Source organism: Parasphaerochaeta coccoides DSM 17374, assembly GCF_000208385.1.
Classification (GTDB): domain Bacteria; phylum Spirochaetota; class Spirochaetia; order Sphaerochaetales; family Sphaerochaetaceae; genus Parasphaerochaeta; species Parasphaerochaeta coccoides.
Map to the genome: position 1 here is coordinate 2,047,292 of NC_015436.1, position 19,703 is coordinate 2,066,994.

Genomic DNA, 19,703 nt, shown 5'->3' on the forward strand with positions numbered 1-19,703 from the left:
CTTCAAAGTTCATCCTTTCAAGCCTGTATTGGCAATACCTTGGACAAAGAATTTCTGGAGGGACAGGAACACAATGAGGATAGGGATGAGTACGACCACGGATGCTGCCATGATCAGACCGTATTCCGCTGAAAACTGCGAAATGAACATGCGCAGGCCAATCTGTATGGTTTTCAGGTTCTGCCGTGTCAGATAAATCATCGGTCCGAGAAAATCATTCCATACCGTGACGAATGTAAAAATCACCAAAGTGGACAGGGCTGGTTTGGACAAAGGCAGCATGATGCGTCCGTAAATCAGGTATTCATTCATACCGTCTATGCGTGCCGCCTCGCACAGTTCGTCCGGTATGCTTTGGTAGAATTGCCGCATCAGGAACACGCCGAAGGCACTGAACGCCTGAAGGAAGATGAGGGAAAGATGCGTATTGTTGAGACCAAAGCTCCGCATCATGATGAACTGGGGAACCATGTACACATGCCACGGCATGGCTATGGTAGCGATGTACCCCAGGAACAGGGCATTCTTGAACTTGAAATCAAGTTTCGCGAAAGCATAAGCGGCGAAACTGGATGTGAAAAGCTGGAGGAGCGTGATAATGACCGTCAGCTTGACGGTATTCATGATGAAACGGCCAAGAGGTATAGTCGTCCAAATCTCCACATAGTTGCTCCACCGCGGGAGTTTGGGAATCCATTGGATGGGAAAGATGAATACATCCTTGTTCAGTTTCAAAGATGAGGACAACATCCATGCAAAGGGTACAAGCATGATGAATGCAGTGATGATCAAGAATACATAAATAAGAAGTTGTATGAACGCTTTCCTGGTTTTGATAGTATGCATGGCTCTCTCCTATTTCATCCGACGTTCACCGCGCATCTGAACCAGAGTCACGATCAGTACAAGAAGGAAAAGTACCATGGCAATCGCACTGGCATATCCGAGATCCCAGGAAATGAAGGCTGTATTGTAGATATGATAGACAAGCACCAAAGTCGATGTCCCCGGCCCGCCCAATGTCAGCATGTACACAATGTCATACACTTTGAAACACGCTATGGTCAGCATGATGAGGACAAAGAAATTGGTCGGACGGAGCTGTGGCAAGGTGACGTAACGGAATTTTTGCCACGGGTTGGCTCCGTCAAGGCTGGAGGCTTCGTACAGTTGGGGATCCATCCCCTGTAGACCGGCGAGATAAATGATCATGTAATACCCCATGTTCTTCCAGATGCTGAACATGATGACACTCACCATGGCCCAGTCCTTGCTGGTCGCCCATCCCGGAGGATTGCTAACGCCAAGGAGGGTCAGGACATTGTTAATCGGACCGCGGCCAGGCAGGAACATCATGTTCCATACCACGGTCACGGCAACCAAGGACGCGACATAAGGGAAAAAGCTCACCGTCCGGAAAAAATTGCGCCCCCTGACCTTCTTGTTCAGGAGAACCGCCAGGAACAAGGCGGTGACCATGGTCAGCGGTACGGTAGCGACGGTATAGATGATGGTGTTCTTGAGTGCTATGAGAAATCGTTCATCGGAAAGCAACCGGACAAAGTTGGAAAATCCGGCAAAGGTCATGGCATTCGAACCATCCCAGTTCAGGAAAGCCAAGATGAAAGCAAAAATGATAGGCCCCAGCGTGAATATGGCAAAACCAATGAAATTCGGTGCTATGAAACTGTAAGCCACAAGGTTCTTTTTCATGATGGTCTTTCTTTTCTCCGGGGAAAATCCGGGTAGCCGTATGGCCTGTGAGCGTAGATTCATTGTTTCAGCCTCCTGATAAAAGTCCATATGCGCCTTGCGGAAAACCAGCGGAACCATGGGGAACCAGTAAAACCATGATGGAGAGACAGCCTATGCGGAAAGCAATCTCCAGATATTATACAGATATGTCATATGCAGATATACAGAAAGAAGGGATGGACGGAAAGAACCGTCCGTCCATCCCGCTCTGTCAGCTCATGTACCTAGCGATTGAGAATCGCCTGGACTTCACGTGACATCTTCGCAAGACCATCACGGATGGATGTATTGCGGGTCATGATGTTGTCGTGGTTGGCGTTCAGGACGACTTCAATGTCAGCGCTCCTTTCATCCAGAGGCATTTCAAGGAAAGTCTTGGTGACCTTGAGCGCCTCACGGCTGGCATCATCCTGCGGGAAACCTGCCATGGAAGAAATGGCATCCAGAACAGCTTCCGTGCGGATGGCGGGAATGGTTCCCGTGGACGCGATAATCTCAGCTCCCTCGGCTCCCGTGACAAACTTGATGAAGTCAAGGGAAGCCTGCTGGTTCCTGGACTTGGCATTGACCGCCAGAGATGTGATGGTACCCAGCGTCGTGCCTTCGGCGACTCCGTCCGGATGAGGATACTTTACGATACCCCAGTTCTTTATATCAGCCTTTCCGCTCTTGATGTCAGCAATCACGGTGGAAAGGAACCAGCTGCCCATGTTGAGCATGGCAACGGAACCGTTCTCAAACACGCCGCTGTAGTGGGTGCTCGTAGTCTTGGCGGTACCATAATCCATGGCCACGCCATCTCTCATCTCGTCCAGTATCAACTGATAGGTAGGTTCAAGGAAGGCATATTCCCCGCCCACGATAGAATTCTTGCCATCAAGGACGCCGAACAACTGCACGGCGCTTCTCCACGTATGGTAATGGGCGCCATATATCTTGTTTGCTCCGCTTCCGCTGACGACCTTGCGGGCAAGCGCGTCATACTCCTTCAACGTCATGTTGTTGCCGGGATACGCGATGCCTGCGGCATCAAAGACATCCTTGTTGTAGTACACGACCCAGAAATCACTGCGGAAAGGAAGGGCATAGAACTTGCCGCCGACGGTAATCTGGTCGATGATACCGCCATAGACGGAGGTATCAATACCTTCCTGTACGACATAATCATTCAACGGCAGGAGCTGTCCGGCGCGAATCATGGTGCTGTAACCCGGAATATCCTTGACGCTTATGATGTCAATTGTATTGTCTCCGCCCGTAAGCTGTGTACTCAGCATGGTCTGGAAATCAGCGGAGCCCAAGTCGAGCATCTCAATGGTGACATTGGGATTCTTTGCCTGATACGCATTGATGAGAGGTTCATAATACGTTACCAGGGCGGTGTCCCATAACGCCCACACAAGATTTGTCTTCCCCGTCGGCGCTGCTTCTTTTGCTCCCGCGGCAAACAGGGAACCTGACACGATAGCCAGAATCAATACTAGCGCAATAAGTTTCTTTTTCATCCTTCCTCCTTGAACGACCGGGAGAACATCTCCGGAACGTAACGATGATACGTCATTATCATACCGAAACAGTGAAGGCTACATGAAAAATACCACACAGAATCCATATCTTTATATTTACCTTGCTGAAAAACATATACTATCCAGCGCAAATATATATTTTCATCCTGTGAAGCCCAAAACTCACTCAAAAACCCCAAGCACATACCGGAACCTCTGTTTGACAACCATTCCGATGCACCCTACCCTATGACAAAGGAAAAGTACCATGGTCAAACGTTCCTATTCGGTGAAATTCAAGGTCATCATCATAATGGTCATATTCTTGATGGCGGTCACGCTCATCATGGTAAGCGCCAGCTATGCCTTCCTTTCAACCTACACCAGGAAAAGCATCATCCAGACGGCGGAACTCAACCTGTCATTGGTTGCCGCGCATATTGCCCAGGACATTGCTTCGGTCGATTATGTGAGCCGATGGAGTTCGAGCAATGTCATGATTTCCGAATGGATAGAAAAGCTGGACAAATATAGCGCGAACACTGTTTTCACCCGTCTTCTGGAAGAATATGCCAACACCCGTACCAAGCAGTACATATCCCGAATCATCATCACCAGCCTTGATCATGAACGCTTGCTCCACTATGGTTCGAACATCTCTGAAAGCCAGCCTGTGAATCAATACTCCGTGCTGGACATAGAACCACACGACATATCCATAAGTTTTTCCTGGGACAGAGTGCTGCACGATCCTTTCATGCCACATGTTGCCCTCCCTGTCATTCCTTTGTTCCGACCAATCGGAGGGCCAAATTCCGGGGGCAGGATTATAGGCTGGTCATGGATGGGAGTCTCCACCGACATCATCATGGACAAGCTCCATACATACCCGCTGGAAAATGACAACGCCCTCTACTTGACCTTGGGCAATGATACCTGGCTTATCCAGGGGACGACCTTGGTTCCTCAAGCAGTCTCTCCGGAGGATGGACAGCCGACCGGGGACACTTCCTTGAGCGCGAATACAAGCATACGGACGTTCCCGGATGATGCCGGACATACGCAGACAATAGTGACCTATCAGGTGGGAACCTTCCCCATATGGATCAGCCAGAGTCTCTCCGGAGTACAGTTTGCTCGTCAAACAGAACTTTATGCACGCCAACTTGCCCTTTTCATTCTCATCATCCTTCTCCTGGGAATAGCGGTCTCCTTCTTCTTCACCCGTATCATAAATCGTCCCATCGCCAAGCTACAGCACAGGCTGAGCGCCATTTCCTCCGGCGACTTCTCGACTGACCCGACAATCGAATGGCACAACGAACTTGGAGATGTGGGACGCGGCATGAATGAACTTGCGCTCAGCGTGAAGGACTTGCTGGAAACAACCATTGAGGGAGAAAAAAAGAAACAGGAGTTGGAGTACAGGATTTTGCAAAGTCAGATAAATCCTCATTTCCTTTATAACACGCTCAATTCAATAAAATGGATGGCTTCGCTTCAGCAAGCCCCAGGCATTGCCGAAATGACGACCGCCCTCTCCCGCCTTCTGAAAAACATAGCCAAAGGCACACGGACTGTCATCCCGCTCAAAGAGGAACTTGAACTGCTTGATGACTACTTCACCATCCAACGTTACCGTTATGGAGGAAGCATCAGGCTGGTCGTCACCATAGGAAAGGAACTTGAGCAGTGCCCTATTCCACGCTTCAGCCTCCAACCGCTGGTAGAAAACGCCATCTTCCATGGGATAGAGCCGAAAGGAGGCGTCGGAACCATCACCATTGCCGCTCATGCCCAGGAAGATGACACCGTCCTTATTACAGTGCATGATGATGGAGTAGGCATGACCCGCGAACAGATAGACGCCATCTTCTCAGGACGTGAGCAAAACGAGGGCATGTTCCGGGACTTCGGTGTAGCTAACGTCAATTCACGTCTGAGGTGGACCTTCGGAGAACGTTTCGGCATGTCCATGAAAAGCGAGGAAGGAAGCTATACCTGCGTGACCATCAGAATTCCCCGCGCGGGATATTCGGGAGATACGGGAAATACGGGAGATACACCATGATTAAACTTATCCTGGCTGACGATGAGCCGTTGGTGCTCGTAGGGCTACAGAACATGCTTGCCTGGGAAAATCATGATGTCACTCTCTGTGGTACTGCCCGCAACGGCATGGAATTGCTCTCTATGATTGAACAGCACCAGCCTGACATTGTAATCACTGACATCAAGATGCCGCTGGCCTCCGGTCTGGACGCGGCCAAGGTGAGCGCGGAACGTTTCGGACGGTTCCCGTTGTTCATCATGCTGACCAATTTCGAGGATTTCTCCTATGCCCGTGAAGCCCTGAGCTTGCGGGCGGTCGATTATCTGGTCAAGATTGAGTTGACGCCCCAGGTACTTGCGGCATCAGTGGACAAAGCGGTCGAGATAGCCAAGCGTGAGAATGATTCCTCCCCCCGTAAATCCTTCTCCGTATCAGGACGGGGAGGCATACACCCCTTTTACGACAAGTTCTTCATCAGGCTCCTGAACAATCTCTTTGAAAACCGGGAGCAATTTGAATTGCAGAAGAATGAGCTTGGCCTTGCCATGCCGGGAGCGTCCCATGTTGTCTGCTTCTGTACATTGGGAGGAATGAAGGTCGATACACTGGACAATGCGTCCCTCGCTGAACTGAACACCACTATCGTCCGTATGCTCAAGGATACCGCTTCACGTTTTCTCTCCTGTGATGTCATTCCACTGGACATGAAATCAATCGTCGTGCTGGCTCATCTGGAGACAAAAATCTCCACGGAAACCTTGCGGACAGCCCTTTCCTTGATGCTTCAGCAGACGGAACAGGTCATCAGAAACTACTTCTCCGTCACGCTCACCTATGCAATCGGAGTTCCGGTGCAGGACATGTACGACATCCATCATTCTTTCTTCACCGCCCGCCGTCTCAGTCTCCGCAATTCTTTGGCAGTCGCTTTCCCGGATGCCCTGGATGAAGAAGCGGAAAGCCCGGAGGCAGTATTCATGCACAGGGATGCCATTGCCAAGTCCATTGAAGAACTGGACACGGTGTCGCTGGATGCTTCCATCACCAATCTCCTCCACGTCATGGAAGAAAGACAGCTTTCCTTCTCGGAAGCCATGGACGCCGCGTGCGCCGTGCTCTACATGGCTTTGACCCTGTTGCCTGACGGACAGACGGTGATAGACGGAATTTTTTCCGACTCTCCGGACGGGTATCGCAGTATCTATTCCTGCAAAAACCATGAGGATATCATGAAATGGCTCAGCAACCTGGCCGCTGGGCTCAGCAAGGATATGGCAAGCAAGCGGCAGGACTACCGCCAGATGGTAGTACGCAATGTCCAGACGTACATTCATGAAAACATCTCGCGCAAACTGTCCCTTGGAGAAGTGTCGGCGTTGTTCGGCTTCAGTCAGAACTATCTCAGTCATCTGTTCACGAAATATGTCGGCACGTCTTTCGTGGAGTACGTGACCCGTGCAAAAATATCCACGGCAAAGGAAATGATGGTCTCCAGCAATGATAAGATTTATGCGATAGCCGAGAAATTGGGATTTGAAAACTCTTTTTATTTCAGTAAGGTGTTCAAGAAGGTCGAAGGGATATCCCCGCGTGACTATATGAACCGTACCATAAGCCAAGGAGAACAACATACGCCATGAATGACTTCACCGCATCAGCAGAAACCTCATCATCAGAAACCTTGACACGGAGCGACCTGCTCAGATCCCATGCGCCCCGTCTCTCCCCTATACCGGGACACTATCGCCCGTTTCCCGCCGCATGTGACAGGAAGGCATGGGAAAGCCTTCCCTCCTGCCTTTCAGAAGCCCTTGTCTCCCAGGCCCTCACTCTTGGGAAACCCTATTGGCCGCCTCTGCCACCATCCCTGTACAGGGATTTCTCCCTGACCGGCAACCGTGTCCGGTTCCAGACGCCCTATTTTGAACGGAGAAGGAACCTGTCTTCCCTCATCCTGGCCGAATGCGTCCTGCATGACGGTACGTTCATGCAGGACATCATGGATGGAATCAATGCAATCTGCGCGGAAACAGCGTGGCAGCTACCGGCTCACAACAACTATGTACGCGATTCTCCCCCATTGCCTGCCCCAGATCCTCAACGTCCTGTGCTGGATTTGTTTGCCTGCGAGACTGGAGCCATCCTTGCCCTGTGCTGCCATCTCCTGGGGTCAGAGCTTGATGGAGCGAATCCGTCCATCGTTTCCCATGTATGGGATAAAATCAATGAACGCATCATCCGTCCTTATCTGGGAACACATTTTTGGTGGATGGGTTCACCGGATACGCAGGAATCACTGAACAACTGGACGCCATGGTGTACCCAGAACGTACTCATTGCCGCCTGCATCTTCTCTGTCAGGTTCCCCAAAAAGGAAACCTTGCGGGAAATCATGGGAAAGGCGTTGTCCAGCCTGGATTACTTCGTTGCCAGTTACGGCGAGGACGGCTGTTGCAGTGAAGGCGCACAGTACTATCGGCATGCGGGCATCTGCCTGTTTTCATCTCTGGATATCATGTGCCAGGCAAGCGAATCGGATGGAAACGCCTTCTGGTCACTGCCAAAACTGCGCAACATGGCTCTGTACATCAGGAATGTCCACGCTTCCGAACCGTGGTACATCAACTTTGCCGACTGTTCAGCAACCCCTGGCCCTTGCGGAGCGCGGGAATTCCTCGTTGCTGAAAAAATCGGAGATGAAAATCTTGCCCGTGTTGCCGCTCATGAGCGCGTGGCTCTCCCTCCCGCCCCGCCATGGGATGAGAACAATATCTTCAACAGGCTCCAAGACATTTTCACGTATGAGAGAATGTTGGACGTTGCCGCGCGTACTCCCGCCAATGAAGCCGCCCCTCCTGACATCTATTATCCAAGCAACGGACTTTTCATTGCCAGGGACAGCAGGTTCTGCGTGGGCGTAAAGGCTGGCGACAATGATGACAGCCATAATCACAATGATGTAGGAAGCGTCACTGTCTATGCGGCCGGTTGTCCTCTGTTGATTGACCTGGGTGTCGAAACCTATACACGCAAGACATTTTCTCCTGAACGCTATGAGATATGGACCATGCAGAGCGCATGGCATAACCTCCCTACCTTCGGAAACTGGATGCAGCATGATGGTTCTGAATACAAGGCACTTGATGTTTCCGTATGTCTGGAGAAGCACTCCGCATCAATTTCCATGGATATTGCAGGAGCGTATCCGCCTGAAGCCCGCATAGGAAGCTATCGGCGCACCGTACGGTTGGATAAAGAAAAAAGCCTGGTTATCACGGACTCTCATTCAGGCGCGATACCGCCAACGCTCTCTCTCCTGTTTGCCGAAGAACCTGTGATATCAGAGACAACCATCACCGTGGCGGGACATACGCTCTACCTGAAAGGGACTTCCGGCAAAGGAACACCCTGCTCCTGCCAAAGCGAAAGGGTTCCTGTCACCGATGACCGTCTTGCTCCGGCATGGGGAACGGCTGTCTGGCGCGTCCTGGTAAAATTCACAGATACACTTGAAATACACATCCCATGGGAAACTCCAGGGGAAAGAGGCGCGTTATGATTACACTGAGCATTGCAAGAAAGGACTCCGTCATTGCATCACGCACGGGAAAGGAAGAAAGCATCCTTGTCCATGAAGGGAAGTATCAGGAAGGTGATTCCATAATCCTGGAAACTGATGAAGCTCCCTGCCATCTTGTCATACGGCTTGAAGCCACACTGTCGCCTGCGCTTGTCTTTATGAAGGAAAAGTCCTTCTCCCTCCCTATCCCTGTCGGAGAAAAACATATTTCCTATGATCCCCTCTCTTTTCAGGGCAATGTCCATCTGGTGAGCGCACGCAAGGCTTCAAAGCAGGAAATCACGGCATGGCGCAATCTGGCACTCAATCCGTATGACCATCACGGCAACTCGGCTCTGTTCCCCCATGCATCGGCGAATGTGGAGACACGGGGAGAATCTGTGTTCGCCGCACGCAATGCCATAGATGGATACGCAGCGGCTGATGGTCATGGCAAATGGCCTTATACAAGTTGGGGAATCAACAGGGATCCCATGGCTTCCCTCCGGATTGAATTTGGGCAGGATGTGGAGATTGATGAGATTGTCCTGTACTTGCGAGCGGATTTTCCTCATGACGGATGGTGGAAGAAGGCTACGGCGCATTTTAGCGATGGCTCATCGCTTGAGCTGAACCTGAAAAAGCCAAAGGGAGCGCAACGTTTCTCCCTGGAAAAGAAAATCACGTCCTTCATTGTCCTTGATTCCCTTGTCAAGGCCGCCGGGCCTTCGCCATTCCCTGCCTTGGCGCAGATAGAAGCATGGGGAACTGCGTGTCCTTGCCCGCCTCCTTGTCCCTGTGGTCGGGGGATGGTATAGTCATCCTGTCCCGGACATCGTCCGCAAGAACACCCTATGGAGGAACGATGGCTCCAGTTGACATTCTCGATGCCCGTGAGCAGCGGGCGGCTTTCCAGCAAGAACTCCTTGCCCAGAACAGCGGTGCGGTACTTGTCTGCATCAAGGCCAACTATCCCGGCCCGGACAAGCACACTCCCCATACCAGTTTCACCGTCCATCTCCTTGCCAGGGAAATTGAAGATTCCATTCCTGTCATCGGTCGATGGGAAACCGATACCTGCGAAGGAACGGCCGTGTACTTCATTTCAGCAGGAGCCGCGGTCCCGATAAAGGATGCCATGATGCGCCTGGAAAATAACCATCCGCTGGGCAGGCTTATTGACATAGACGTGCTTTCGTCACGGGGAGCAGTCTCCCGCCGTGATATGGGCTACCCCGAACGTACATGCTTCATCTGTAACGAACCGGCGCGTATCTGCGCACGGATGCGCAGGCATCCGGTGGAGACCATACAGAAGTATTACCGTGATACCGTGGAAGACTGGTGCGCGCGCGACGCGACAAGGAGCGTATTGTTCGCCTTGGTCGCCGAAGCTGCATGCCGACCCAAGTTTGGACTTGTGACGCCGTTCTCTCAAGGTCGTCACCGTGATATGGATTATCCCCTGCTGGTACGCAGCGCCTTTGCCATAGCTCCCCTCATTACCGAAGCCACAGCTATGATTGATGCCTTAAGGAAACCGGAAGATGTGTTTCACGACCTTCGTCACGCAGGCGTGGGAATTGAAAGGAAGATGCTGGAGGTGACGGGAGGGGTGAATACACACAGGGGCGCGGTGTTCACCTTCCTTCTTGTCCTGATGGCAATGAGGCTTGACCATGCCGTACCCTTGTCCGAACGGATAAGGATGCTGGCCGCTCCTGTCGCGGAGGATTTCCAGGCGATAGAGAAGAAAGCCGCGCAGGGAACTCCCCTCAGCCATGGGGAACAGGTGTACATGCAGTACGGAGAAGGCGGGATACGCGCCCTTGCCCTGGCCGGATTCCCACGGGTGTTCAATGACTACCTTCCCTTCTTTCTTGTTCAGGAAGATGAGCCGAACACTGCCCTGGCGCGGACATTACTTCACATCATGGCTACCTGTGACGACACAACGGTTCTTTACAGGAACGGTATTGATGCTCTGCGGGAAGTCCAGCGCGGCGCAGCCGACGTACTCGCGGGAAAGAAAGAGATGATGCTTTTCAACGATGAATGCATCAGGAGGGGAATCAGCGCGGGGGGCTGTGCTGACCTGCTCGCTCTCGTGGTATTCCTCACCGTCCATGGCAAGAAGGGACATGACGCGGGGACAGTCTGACCGTCCCTTTCAAACCGTACCCCCCTCACGCCTGTTGGCGTAGCTTTTCAATTGTTTTCTGTCCGGCGTCGGTCAAGAAGAAAGCATATGTCGTCTCCGGGACGTAGGCGCGGACTGCATCCATCTCTCCGTCTTTCAGCATTCGGCGGACTTTCGTGGCACTGATGATGTCCCCGCTGGCGGCGATGCGTTCCAGCACGACAAGCCGAGGCATTCCAGCGAACTCTTTTTCCATCTCATGGTTGTAGATGTTCGTCGCACGGCTGTAGGGCTCATCCCCCACATAGCGGACGCCTATGCCAAGCGCGGGGGCTATGTGCCACTTGAAAAGCCGTGCGTCCAGCCGTGCCTGAATCTCGGTGACATCATCGTCCTCTTTCAGAAAATAGGACGGGAATGTAGAGGATGACACCATGTAGCTCCCCGTCCCGTGTACATGCACATTGGGCAGATGAGCCGTACCCGCCTTGACCAAGGTCAAGCGATCCGCAGCTGAGAACACGGACATTTCCTCACTGAGTACGAAGACGTGGAGTACATCATTTTCCTCGCTGGCGTGTCTGACAAGGTACTGATGCCCTTTGGTGAAGGGATTGGCGTTCATCACGATGGCCGCGACTTTGCCGCCTTCCTTCTTTTCCTTTGCAAGACGGGCAATGAAACCTTGGAAACCCGACACCGCCTTTTCCATGAAGTAGAGCCTGTCATCGACATGTTCGATCAGACGGAATCCAAGATGCTCGAACGAAGGGACAGCCTCATGCTTGGTATAGACGCATACGGACTGATACCCGCGATGGAACACCTCCGCCATAAGCTCCGAGACAAGCTGGCTGAACACGTTCCCGCCACGGCGTGAGGAATCAACGGCGACACATTTCAGGACATTGTGGAACAGGGAACCAGTCGCAATGAGGACGCCGTCTTCATAGATGCCGTAGGCAGCGTCTATGTTGTTCTCCACACGTATGCCTTCCCGCTCGACCAAGCCTTTCCATTCCGCCCGGTCGCGGGAGCTGTCCTCAATCCACAATCTGTTCATCCCGCCGCTCCTTTCCTGGCAATATCCATGCCCTATACCTCTATGATATGCAAACAGCGGGTACATCGGCAAGCCGTCCCTTACTGTCCCTACCATTCCACACGTATGTCCTATCCCCCATTTCAGGAGAAGAATGGCAAGAAAGCCTCGACAGCAAGAGGGACAAGAGCGACGACCGCGACAAGACGAATCATATGCATGAGCACGACCTGCCCCTGGTCGGCTCCGGGAGCTATGTCGCTGACAATGAGGGCAATGTCGCTGGCTCCCCCCGGCGCCGTTGCGAACAGCGCAGTCTCCATGTCCATGCCGGAGATGCGGGGAATCACGCTGGACACCAGCCAGTTGCACGCAAAATATACCGCCAGGACAATCACCAGCGGAACCACAAGGGAGGGTACTCCCCGGATGAAATCCCATGTGACACCGGAGCCGATGAGGGCTCCTGATAATCCCTGAGCAATCCGTTTGGCAAATTCAGGGACACGGGCATGGCGGGTGATGATTCCGTATGCAGCCGTGAACAACATGGCGAAGCTCAAGGCTCCTGCCGGAATGCCGGACATCTTGCCCAGAACGCCGCCAGCGACGGCCGCAAGAAGGGTCAGCATAATGTCAATGCCAGTGCCGCCATGACCACCAGCCCGGCTGCCAGCCGAGCTATTCGCCGTGCCATCAGTCGGGCAAGACGCACGGTTCATTCCTTCGGCACTAACCGCCGGGATGGCCGCCGACGCGTTTGCGGCAGGCATCACTTCTCCTGCGGACTTGAGCGTAGCAGGAACCCTGCGCAAGCGGAACCGGGCTATTTGAGGCAGGAGCGTCAGGACGCAAATCAGACGAGAAGTCTGGAAAAGCGCAACAACCGATATGTCCGCATGGAAATCAGAACTCATCAGCGTGATGTCGGCGACCCCTCCCGGAACGGATGACAGTAACGCCGTAGTCAACGACAGACCGAAGAACTTGTGCAGGATGAAACCGCTGATGGTCATGCACACGAGCATCAGGACGACAGAGACAAGCGCGGGAACCGCTATCTTGCCAGCACGGGAAACTTCCCTGCGTGTGATGTTCTTGCCAATGTACGCTCCTGCGATGACCTGGGCAATGATCTTCCAGTCCGAGGGATACGCGGCCTTCCCCGTGGAAAGACCAAATATGGATACCGCCAGCAACGATCCGAACATCCATGGATTCGGCATGCGGATTTTCTTCCCCACGAAGCCTCCGAGAAACGCAACTGCGATAGTCACAGCGACCTGAACCATGATGCTCGACTCCTTTTCGACACGTGTGATACGCCAACGTCAGTATAAAAGAAACTCTCGCTTCATAAAAGAACCCAAAGCGGGAACAGGCAGCCCCTTACAGGAACTCCGCAAGAAAAAAAGAAATGCGGACAACGTTACCGGCATTGTCCGCATTTCTTCAAGTTCAGGCTGTCAGCTTCAGATTATCAGTGGCACGATGCCCGTGATGGCAGCAACACCGACAAAACTGATGAAGATACCAATGGCCCACTTTCCGGCTTCCTTCTGCCATGCGCCCATCTCCACCTCGGTCAGGTTGATCAACAGATAGATGAAGGCTACCAGAGGACTCAGCAAGTGGAACGCCTGACCAAGCAAGGAAGCAACACCAAGCGACATTTCGCTGAAACCGTAGAGTTTTCCGGTCTCCGCAAAGACAGGCAGAACGCCATAGTAGAACGCATCGTTCGACAGGAAGAAAGTACCAGGAGCCGACAACACCGCGACAACAAGACCCCATGCGCGGCCAAGGCTCTGGGGAATGATGGCGACAAGGCTGTTCGCCAGTGCGGTGGACATGCCTGTGCTGGTAAACAGACCGGAGAAAATGCCTGCCGCAAAGACAAGGATGACAACCTGCAACGCATCGCCTGCGTTATCCTGGATACGCGCCTTCTGATCCTTCTGCTTAGGATAGTTGACCATCAGGGCAACAACCGTACCGGCAAGGAAGAGGAATACTGACGGGAACGTACCGGCCATCAGCATGGCGACCAACGCAATGGTCAGGATAAGATTGAACCAGAACAGCTTAGGTCTTTTCAAAGCTTCTTCTTCAGGGGACGCGGAAGCCGTCAGCTCATTGAGCTCGGCCTGAGTGAACGTCCTGACCCCGATGCGAGCGCTTTCACGACGACCAAGGACATAACAGACGCCCATCATGTAGAGGAATGCAACGACCATGCCGGGAGCCAGAGCCCGCAGGATTTCGGCATCCTTGCCGTTAAGTGACGGAAGGACGGAAATGACGCGTGCCGTAGGCCCGCCCCAGGGCAACAGGTTCATGATGGTGTTCATCAAAACCGTGATTACCGCAAGGTTCATCAGCTTCATGTTCATCTTCTTGTAAAGCGGAAGGAAAGCAGTACATACGATGAGTGTCGTCGTCGTTCCATCACCATTGAGGGAGACAGCTGCCGCAACAATACCGGTCGCAATCAGGATGCGCTTCGGATCGCCCTTGGCGAACTGAATCATCCTGCGGGTAATCGGGTCAAACATACCGGTGTTCAGCATGATTGAGAAGTACATGATTGCGAACAGCAACATGATACCGGTCGTCGAAGTCTTCTTGACACCTTCAACGGTGAATTCACCCAAGACCCGAATCTGGTGCCAGAGCGTCGGATCGGCGATCTTGTACACCTTGGCTGCCTGCTCGGCATAAAGACCGAAGAACGATCCTACCAGAGCAAACAGGAACGGCACGACTATAAGCGCCGTAAACGGAGACAACTTCTTGGTAATGATGAGCGCCATGAAGGTGGCGATCATTGCCCAGGCAAGTAATGTCATCATAAAGAACCTCCCATACCTACTATAACAAGTGGTGATGTGCGTCATGCGTGCCGGAACACGCGAAAAACAGAAATTAAAAACAACGGAACTCCGCGTCCATCCTGCCCGCAGGCAGGAGAAAGATCCCCGGATTCCCTGCCGACGCCCGATAACAGGAAAACCGGAAACTTTCGCTAATGTTCCGCGACCTCACCGGAGGGAGGCTCAAGCCTCAGCCCAAATCGGCAGGTTTGCGTATGACATCAATGATGGTTCCGTCGCGGTATTCGACGAGCGCCACTATTTTGTCCTCAAATTTGATGTCCGCGGGAGTACCCACAAGTTTGTAAGCCTCGTCGCGCAGCTCCTCAATCGTCTTGAGCGGTACGCCGCTGTCAGCCAGGCACGCAATCAAGTCCGCGCGCGCTGGATTGACCGCAACGCCATATTCCGTCACGACGATATCGACGCTCTCACCGGGAGTTGTGACCGATGTCACCCGGTCACGGATGCTCGGAATGCGGCTCCGCACAAGTGGTGTGGCGATAATTGTGCATTTTGCGCCAGCCGCCGTGTCCACATGCCCGCCAGGAGCCCCCTGGATAAGGCCATCGGAACCCTGGACGACATTGACGTTGTAATCAACATCCACTTCCAACGCTCCAAGGATGACGAAATCCAGGTAGTTGACGAACGCGCCCTTGTTCAGCGGGTTGGCATACTCGGATGTCGAAATCTCGACATGTCCGGGCGTCTTGCCGATTGATTCTACGGAAGCGATATCAAAGTCCTGCGTGTCAACAATCTTCCTGATGAAGCCGTCCTTCAAAAGCTGAACCATCGGCTCGACAATGCCTCCACAGGCAAATCCCATCTGGATACCCTGCTTCTCCATGTACGGACGGAGGAAACGGGTCACTGCAAGGCTTGCGCCACCGGCTCCCGTCTGAAAGGAAAATCCGTCCTTGAAATAAGGAGTAGCCACCATGCACTTCGTTGCATATTCGGCAATCATCAGTTCACGGGGATTTTCCGTCATGCGGAGTACCGCGGAAGCAATCTTTTTGGGATTGCCAATCTGGTCAACGACAACGACATAATCGACATCGATGCCCTGGATGCCCGCAGGCAGGTTCGGAGTCGGCACAAGCATGTCGGTGACGACCACTACCTTGTCGGCGTACCGGGCATCAACGACGGCATACGAAAGAACTCCGCAATCGGACTTGCCGCCGGTTCCCCTGGAGTTGCCGAGTTCGTCGCTCGTCGGAGCGCCGATGAACGCAATGTCAATGTGGATGTCGCCGGTCTCAATAGCCCGCACACGTCCGCCATGGGTTCTGATCATCGCCGGTCTGGGCAGTTTCCCTTCGGATATGGCACGGCCTATCTCAGCACGGACGCCGCTGGTGGAAATGCCAGTGATGGTTCCATCCTCAATCATCGGGACAAAGCTTTTCTGAGCAGCGCCAAGGCTTGAAGCACAGATGTAGATGTCCTTGAATCCTAGTTCATGGATTACTTCCATGACCATGCTGGCAACATAGTCCCCCTCACGGAAATGGTGATGGAATGACACGGTCATGCCATCTTTCAAACCGCACTTGAGGATAGCATCCTTCAAGGAATCAACAACCTTGCTGCCACGGGGTTGCACGTAACCTTTCACCTTCGGGGCAGCTTTCTTGTATTCGTATCCATCACGGTAATATTGTCCCTGGAATACTTCCAGGCCATCCTTGAGGAGTTCATCCGGGATGTCGCGTCCTGCTTTGTTGATCATACCAAGCCTCCCTTGTACACTCCCGATGCCTTTGCAAGCGTCAGGGTCCTGTAGGCGCCTTCGACCATGGCAATGTCAACCATGGCGCCATCGACGACAAGGACACCGACACCTTTCTTCTTGTTTTCCTCTACCGCGAGGATCAAATGCTCGGCACGGCTGATTTCCTTCTCCGTCGGCGTGAACACCTCATGGATGGTGGCAATCTGCTTTGGGCTGATCAAGGATTTGCCGTCGAAACCCATGTCCCGAATCAGTTCGGCTTCACGGCGCAGTCCGGCTATGTCATCAATGTTGGTGTATACGGTATCGAAGGCCATGATGCCAGCGGCACGGGCGGCCATGATGATCAAGCCGCGAGCCGTGGCCAGCTCGGAACCGTCAGCAGTCTGACGGGCATGCATCGTTCTCTTGAAATCACCGGCGCTCAGGGCAATTCCCATCATCCTGTCGCTGCTGGTGGCAATCTCGTATGCGTTCAGCACTGCGCGGGGAGACTCCAAGGCTGCCATCAGCATTGTGGAACCGACCGGTCTGCCAAATTCCTTCTCGGCTTTCTCCACCAGTTCCTCGACCAGGGCGACATCATTCTTCGTCTCGGTCTTGGGGATGCGGATACCATCAGCGCCACCGGCCACGGAAGCACGGATGTCTTCCTTATAATGAGGGGTATCAAGTCCGTTGATCCTCACGAATCTCTCCACACCGTGGTAATCGACATACTTCAGCGTGTTGTACAGCTGTACGCGGGCAGAATCCTTCTCTCCCTCCGCAACAGCGTCCTCAAGGTCAAGAAGGACGGAGTCAGGTTTGTACACGTATGAATCCTTGACGAGAGCCGCCCTCTGCGTGTTGAGGAACATCATTGTTCGTCGGATACGGTTTTTCTGGGCATCGGTCATAGCACTGTCCCCCACGGAAGATTCTCCGTTACGTTGCCGGCTCGAAGTACCGCTGTCTGGACACGGGAGCGAATCGTGCATTCGAGAGCCCCTTGATCGTGGGCGGATATCTTCACTCCGTCTACATCCATCTTCTTCAACACTTCAAGGATGGTGTCTCGAATCTGATCACCGAACTGAGCCATCACGCTGCTTTCAAGCTCAAGGGCAATCCCTTCCTTCGCGGGCTCTACCATCACCTGTATGTCACTTGATTCCAAAGTTCCCGCCATAGCAGGCTTTTCTATCACCATGGAGCATCCTCCTGACTCATCTGTTATAAAGTACTTCTTTCTACTAGGCAAATATCGTTTTTTCATGGTATCATAACTTAAATGCATGACCCCTTCAGAAGGAGGATGCAACCATAAACACGAAAGACGTCGACTACATACTGGAAATAGCAAAGTTCCAGTCCATCTCGCAGGCGGCGAAATCGCTTTACATCTCCCAGCCTGCCCTGAGCCGTTTTCTCGCAAACCTGGAGGATGACCTACAGACTCCACTGTTCGTCCGGGGCAAGAACATGCTGACCTTAACGGAAGGTGGAAAGATATATGTGGAGTATGCCCAGGCCGTGAGGGAGAAGCACTTCCAGATGCTCAACACTATTGAAGCGTTGCGGTCTCACAGGCGAAGCATCATCTGGATTGGCTACACGTTGGCTTCAAACTTCCCCACGTTCGCTTACACGTCACAGGAATTCAATACGTTGCATCCTGATGTCGAACTCCAGTTCATACGGGTCTACAGTCGCGACATAAAAGCAAACCTGCTTGATTCAACTCTTGCCTTCGCTCTGTCGAGTCCTCCTGATGAGGGGGATCCCATTGCCTACCATAATTGTTTCTCATCTCCCTTGCTCGTCGTAATACCCAAGTCTTTTCCCCTGTCACTCTCTCCCGTGATGTTGGAGGACGGCGGTTACCCATGGGTTGACATCAGGGCGTTGGCCGATCTTCCTTTTGCCCTGGCAGACAAGACATCCGGCATCAGGAAACTGATTGACAAGAGCCTGGCGGACATGGGTGTCACTCTCCGCAATGTTCCCATCACGACTGACAATTCCCTGAGCGCGCTTTTCTATACAGAGCAGGGCAAACATCTGTGCATCACTACTGAGAACATAATAAATAACTTCCAGATGCGGGGGAAATACCATGTCTACCGTTTCGGGACTCCCCCGGTTACCCGCAAGAGCGGCATACTCCATCTCAAGGCCAAGGATTTCACCGCCCCGGAAAAAGCCTGTTTCGAGTTGCTGAAAAAATATTACTCCTCTACTCCATCGTTGAAAAAGTCAGGGGCAGGCGGCAGATGAAGCGAACGGGTATTACGCATTACCAAGAATCACATGGCTTCCTATTGTCCCGAATATTGCAGAAATATGCTTGTTTTTCACGCTTTCCCCTACACGTTCCCTGTTTTCATAACTACTTTTATATATATCTAACTATGGAGGATAATGACCATGTTTACCCAGATTGAACTTTCCTATGATTTTTCCGCGCTTGAGCCATACATAGATGCGCTGACAATGGAAACCCATTATACGAAGCACCATGCGGCCTACGCCAAGAACCTGAATGCGGCTCTGGAGAAAGCCTCTGACAAAGACCGTGAGAGAGGGATTGAGTGTCTGCTCAAGGATATTACTTCTCTGCCGGAAGAAATCCGCACGGCGGTACGCAACAATGGCGGCGGCTTTTATAATCACAATGTGTACTTCGACACCATGGCTCCGGGAACCGGAGGCATCCCTTCCGGACGGCTTGCTTCCCAGATTGACAAGAACTTCGGTTCCTTTGATCTTTTCAAGGAAAAGCTGAGCGCCGCTTCCATTGCTCGCTTTGGTTCAGGCTGGGGCTGGTTGTCCACCGACAAGAACGGCACGCTGACCGTATCTTCCTCAGCGAATCAGGACAATCCTCTCATGGATGGTTCCGGGTTTCCCATCCTTGGCATTGATGTCTGGGAGCACGCATACTACCTGAAATACAAGAATCTGCGCGCTGACTATGTCAAGGCTTTCTGGAATGTCATTGACTGGAAGAAGGTTGGAAGCCTGTATGAGAAGGCAATCGAGGCGTAATT

16 protein-coding genes are annotated in these 19,703 nt (G+C 52.6%); 7 read left to right on the top strand and 9 right to left on the bottom strand.

Going from position 1 to position 19,703, the window contains the following annotated elements; genetic code table 11:
* Window positions 1-9: 9 nt before the first annotated feature.
* The 3 genes from SPICO_RS08850 to SPICO_RS08860 all read right to left on the bottom strand — a co-directional run bounded on the left by SPICO_RS08850 (window position 10) and on the right by SPICO_RS08860 (window position 3,260).
* Window positions 10-846 (bottom strand): carbohydrate ABC transporter permease, encoded by an 837-nt coding sequence (locus tag SPICO_RS08850; RefSeq protein ID WP_013740327.1) that lies wholly within the window; start codon window positions 844-846, stop codon window positions 10-12.
* A 9-nt stretch (window positions 847-855) separates the two neighbouring features.
* Window positions 856-1,776, bottom strand: coding sequence for a carbohydrate ABC transporter permease (locus SPICO_RS08855; protein WP_013740328.1), 921 nt, complete (start codon window positions 1,774-1,776; stop codon window positions 856-858).
* 203 nt (window positions 1,777-1,979) lie between these two features.
* Entirely contained in the window at window positions 1,980-3,260 is a 1,281-nt protein-coding gene (locus SPICO_RS08860) for an ABC transporter substrate-binding protein (protein ID WP_013740330.1), read from the bottom strand.
* Window positions 3,261-3,528: 268 nt separating this feature from the next.
* Here SPICO_RS08860 and SPICO_RS08870 point away from each other — a divergent pair, with 268 nt between their 5' ends.
* The 5 genes from SPICO_RS08870 to citX are packed head-to-tail and all read left to right on the top strand — an operon-like array spanning window position 3,529 to window position 11,033.
* Window positions 3,529-5,331, top strand: coding sequence for a sensor histidine kinase (locus SPICO_RS08870; RefSeq protein ID WP_013740331.1), 1,803 nt, complete (start codon window positions 3,529-3,531; stop codon window positions 5,329-5,331).
* Window positions 5,328-6,953, top strand: coding sequence for a response regulator transcription factor (locus SPICO_RS08875; RefSeq protein WP_013740332.1), 1,626 nt, complete (start codon window positions 5,328-5,330; stop codon window positions 6,951-6,953). The genes SPICO_RS08870 and SPICO_RS08875 overlap by 4 nt, the downstream gene beginning before the upstream one ends.
* A complete protein-coding gene (locus SPICO_RS08880; RefSeq protein ID WP_013740333.1) occupies window positions 6,950-8,872 on the top strand; it encodes a heparinase II/III domain-containing protein in 1,923 nt (640 codons plus the stop codon). Before SPICO_RS08875 ends, SPICO_RS08880 begins: the two co-directional genes overlap by 4 nt.
* Window positions 8,869-9,690 (top strand): carbohydrate-binding protein, encoded by an 822-nt coding sequence (locus SPICO_RS08885; RefSeq protein ID WP_013740334.1) that lies wholly within the window; start codon window positions 8,869-8,871, stop codon window positions 9,688-9,690. Before SPICO_RS08880 ends, SPICO_RS08885 begins: the two co-directional genes overlap by 4 nt.
* Window positions 9,633-11,033: a citrate lyase holo-[acyl-carrier protein] synthase gene (gene citX, locus SPICO_RS08890; protein ID WP_083810468.1), complete on the top strand. Its 1,401-nt coding sequence runs from the start codon at window positions 9,633-9,635 to the stop codon at window positions 11,031-11,033. Before SPICO_RS08885 ends, citX begins: the two co-directional genes overlap by 58 nt.
* A gap of 25 nt (window positions 11,034-11,058) precedes the next feature.
* On the opposite strand, the gene citC is transcribed toward citX, so the two are convergent.
* From citC to citD, 6 genes are all read right to left on the bottom strand, one after another.
* Entirely contained in the window at window positions 11,059-12,075 is a 1,017-nt protein-coding gene (gene citC / locus SPICO_RS08895) for a [citrate (pro-3S)-lyase] ligase (protein ID WP_013740336.1), read from the bottom strand.
* Window positions 12,076-12,197: 122 nt separating this feature from the next.
* Window positions 12,198-13,346: an AbrB family transcriptional regulator gene (locus tag SPICO_RS08900; RefSeq protein WP_013740337.1), complete on the bottom strand. Its 1,149-nt coding sequence runs from the start codon at window positions 13,344-13,346 to the stop codon at window positions 12,198-12,200.
* A gap of 180 nt (window positions 13,347-13,526) precedes the next feature.
* On the bottom strand, window positions 13,527-14,906 hold the full coding sequence (locus SPICO_RS08905) for a CitMHS family transporter (protein WP_013740338.1): 1,380 nt from the start codon (window positions 14,904-14,906) through the stop codon (window positions 13,527-13,529).
* 211 nt (window positions 14,907-15,117) lie between these two features.
* Window positions 15,118-16,668, bottom strand: coding sequence for a citrate lyase subunit alpha (citF, locus tag SPICO_RS08910; RefSeq protein ID WP_013740339.1), 1,551 nt, complete (start codon window positions 16,666-16,668; stop codon window positions 15,118-15,120).
* Window positions 16,665-17,585, bottom strand: coding sequence for an aldolase/citrate lyase family protein (locus SPICO_RS08915; protein WP_245523200.1), 921 nt, complete (start codon window positions 17,583-17,585; stop codon window positions 16,665-16,667). Before SPICO_RS08915 ends, citF begins: the two co-directional genes overlap by 4 nt.
* Entirely contained in the window at window positions 17,567-17,863 is a 297-nt protein-coding gene (citD, locus tag SPICO_RS08920; protein WP_013740341.1) for a citrate lyase acyl carrier protein, read from the bottom strand. The genes SPICO_RS08915 and citD overlap by 19 nt, the downstream gene beginning before the upstream one ends.
* Before the next feature lie 137 nt (window positions 17,864-18,000).
* On the opposite strand from citD, the gene SPICO_RS08925 reads away from it, so the two are divergent.
* Entirely contained in the window at window positions 18,001-18,930 is a 930-nt protein-coding gene (locus SPICO_RS08925; protein WP_281047937.1) for a LysR family transcriptional regulator, read from the top strand.
* A 150-nt stretch (window positions 18,931-19,080) separates the two neighbouring features.
* A complete protein-coding gene (locus SPICO_RS08930; protein ID WP_013740343.1) occupies window positions 19,081-19,701 on the top strand; it encodes a superoxide dismutase in 621 nt (206 codons plus the stop codon).
* The last annotated feature ends 2 nt before the right edge of the window (window positions 19,702-19,703 follow it).

What these genes read in the sequence shown, in the direction of transcription:
- SPICO_RS08875 (WP_013740332.1), top strand. Translation starts at nt 5,328, where the DNA reads ATGATTAAACTTATCCTGGCTGACGATGAGCCGTTGGTGCTCGTAGGG.
- citC (WP_013740336.1), bottom strand. Translation starts at nt 12,075, where the DNA reads ATGAACAGATTGTGGATTGAGGACAGCTCCCGCGACCGGGCGGAATGG.
- citX (WP_083810468.1), top strand. Translation starts at nt 9,633, where the DNA reads ATGGGGAACTGCGTGTCCTTGCCCGCCTCCTTGTCCCTGTGGTCGGGG.
- SPICO_RS08880 (WP_013740333.1), top strand. Translation starts at nt 6,950, where the DNA reads ATGAATGACTTCACCGCATCAGCAGAAACCTCATCATCAGAAACCTTG.
- SPICO_RS08930 (WP_013740343.1), top strand. Translation starts at nt 19,081, where the DNA reads ATGTTTACCCAGATTGAACTTTCCTATGATTTTTCCGCGCTTGAGCCA.
- citD (WP_013740341.1), bottom strand. Translation starts at nt 17,863, where the DNA reads ATGGTGATAGAAAAGCCTGCTATGGCGGGAACTTTGGAATCAAGTGAC.
- SPICO_RS08850 (WP_013740327.1), bottom strand. Translation starts at nt 846, where the DNA reads ATGCATACTATCAAAACCAGGAAAGCGTTCATACAACTTCTTATTTAT.
- citF (WP_013740339.1), bottom strand. Translation starts at nt 16,668, where the DNA reads ATGATCAACAAAGCAGGACGCGACATCCCGGATGAACTCCTCAAGGAT.
- SPICO_RS08870 (WP_013740331.1), top strand. Translation starts at nt 3,529, where the DNA reads ATGGTCAAACGTTCCTATTCGGTGAAATTCAAGGTCATCATCATAATG.
- SPICO_RS08860 (WP_013740330.1), bottom strand. Translation starts at nt 3,260, where the DNA reads ATGAAAAAGAAACTTATTGCGCTAGTATTGATTCTGGCTATCGTGTCA.
- SPICO_RS08905 (WP_013740338.1), bottom strand. Translation starts at nt 14,906, where the DNA reads ATGATGACATTACTTGCCTGGGCAATGATCGCCACCTTCATGGCGCTC.
- SPICO_RS08900 (WP_013740337.1), bottom strand. Translation starts at nt 13,346, where the DNA reads ATGGTTCAGGTCGCTGTGACTATCGCAGTTGCGTTTCTCGGAGGCTTC.
- SPICO_RS08855 (WP_013740328.1), bottom strand. Translation starts at nt 1,776, where the DNA reads ATGAATCTACGCTCACAGGCCATACGGCTACCCGGATTTTCCCCGGAG.
- SPICO_RS08885 (WP_013740334.1), top strand. Translation starts at nt 8,869, where the DNA reads ATGATTACACTGAGCATTGCAAGAAAGGACTCCGTCATTGCATCACGC.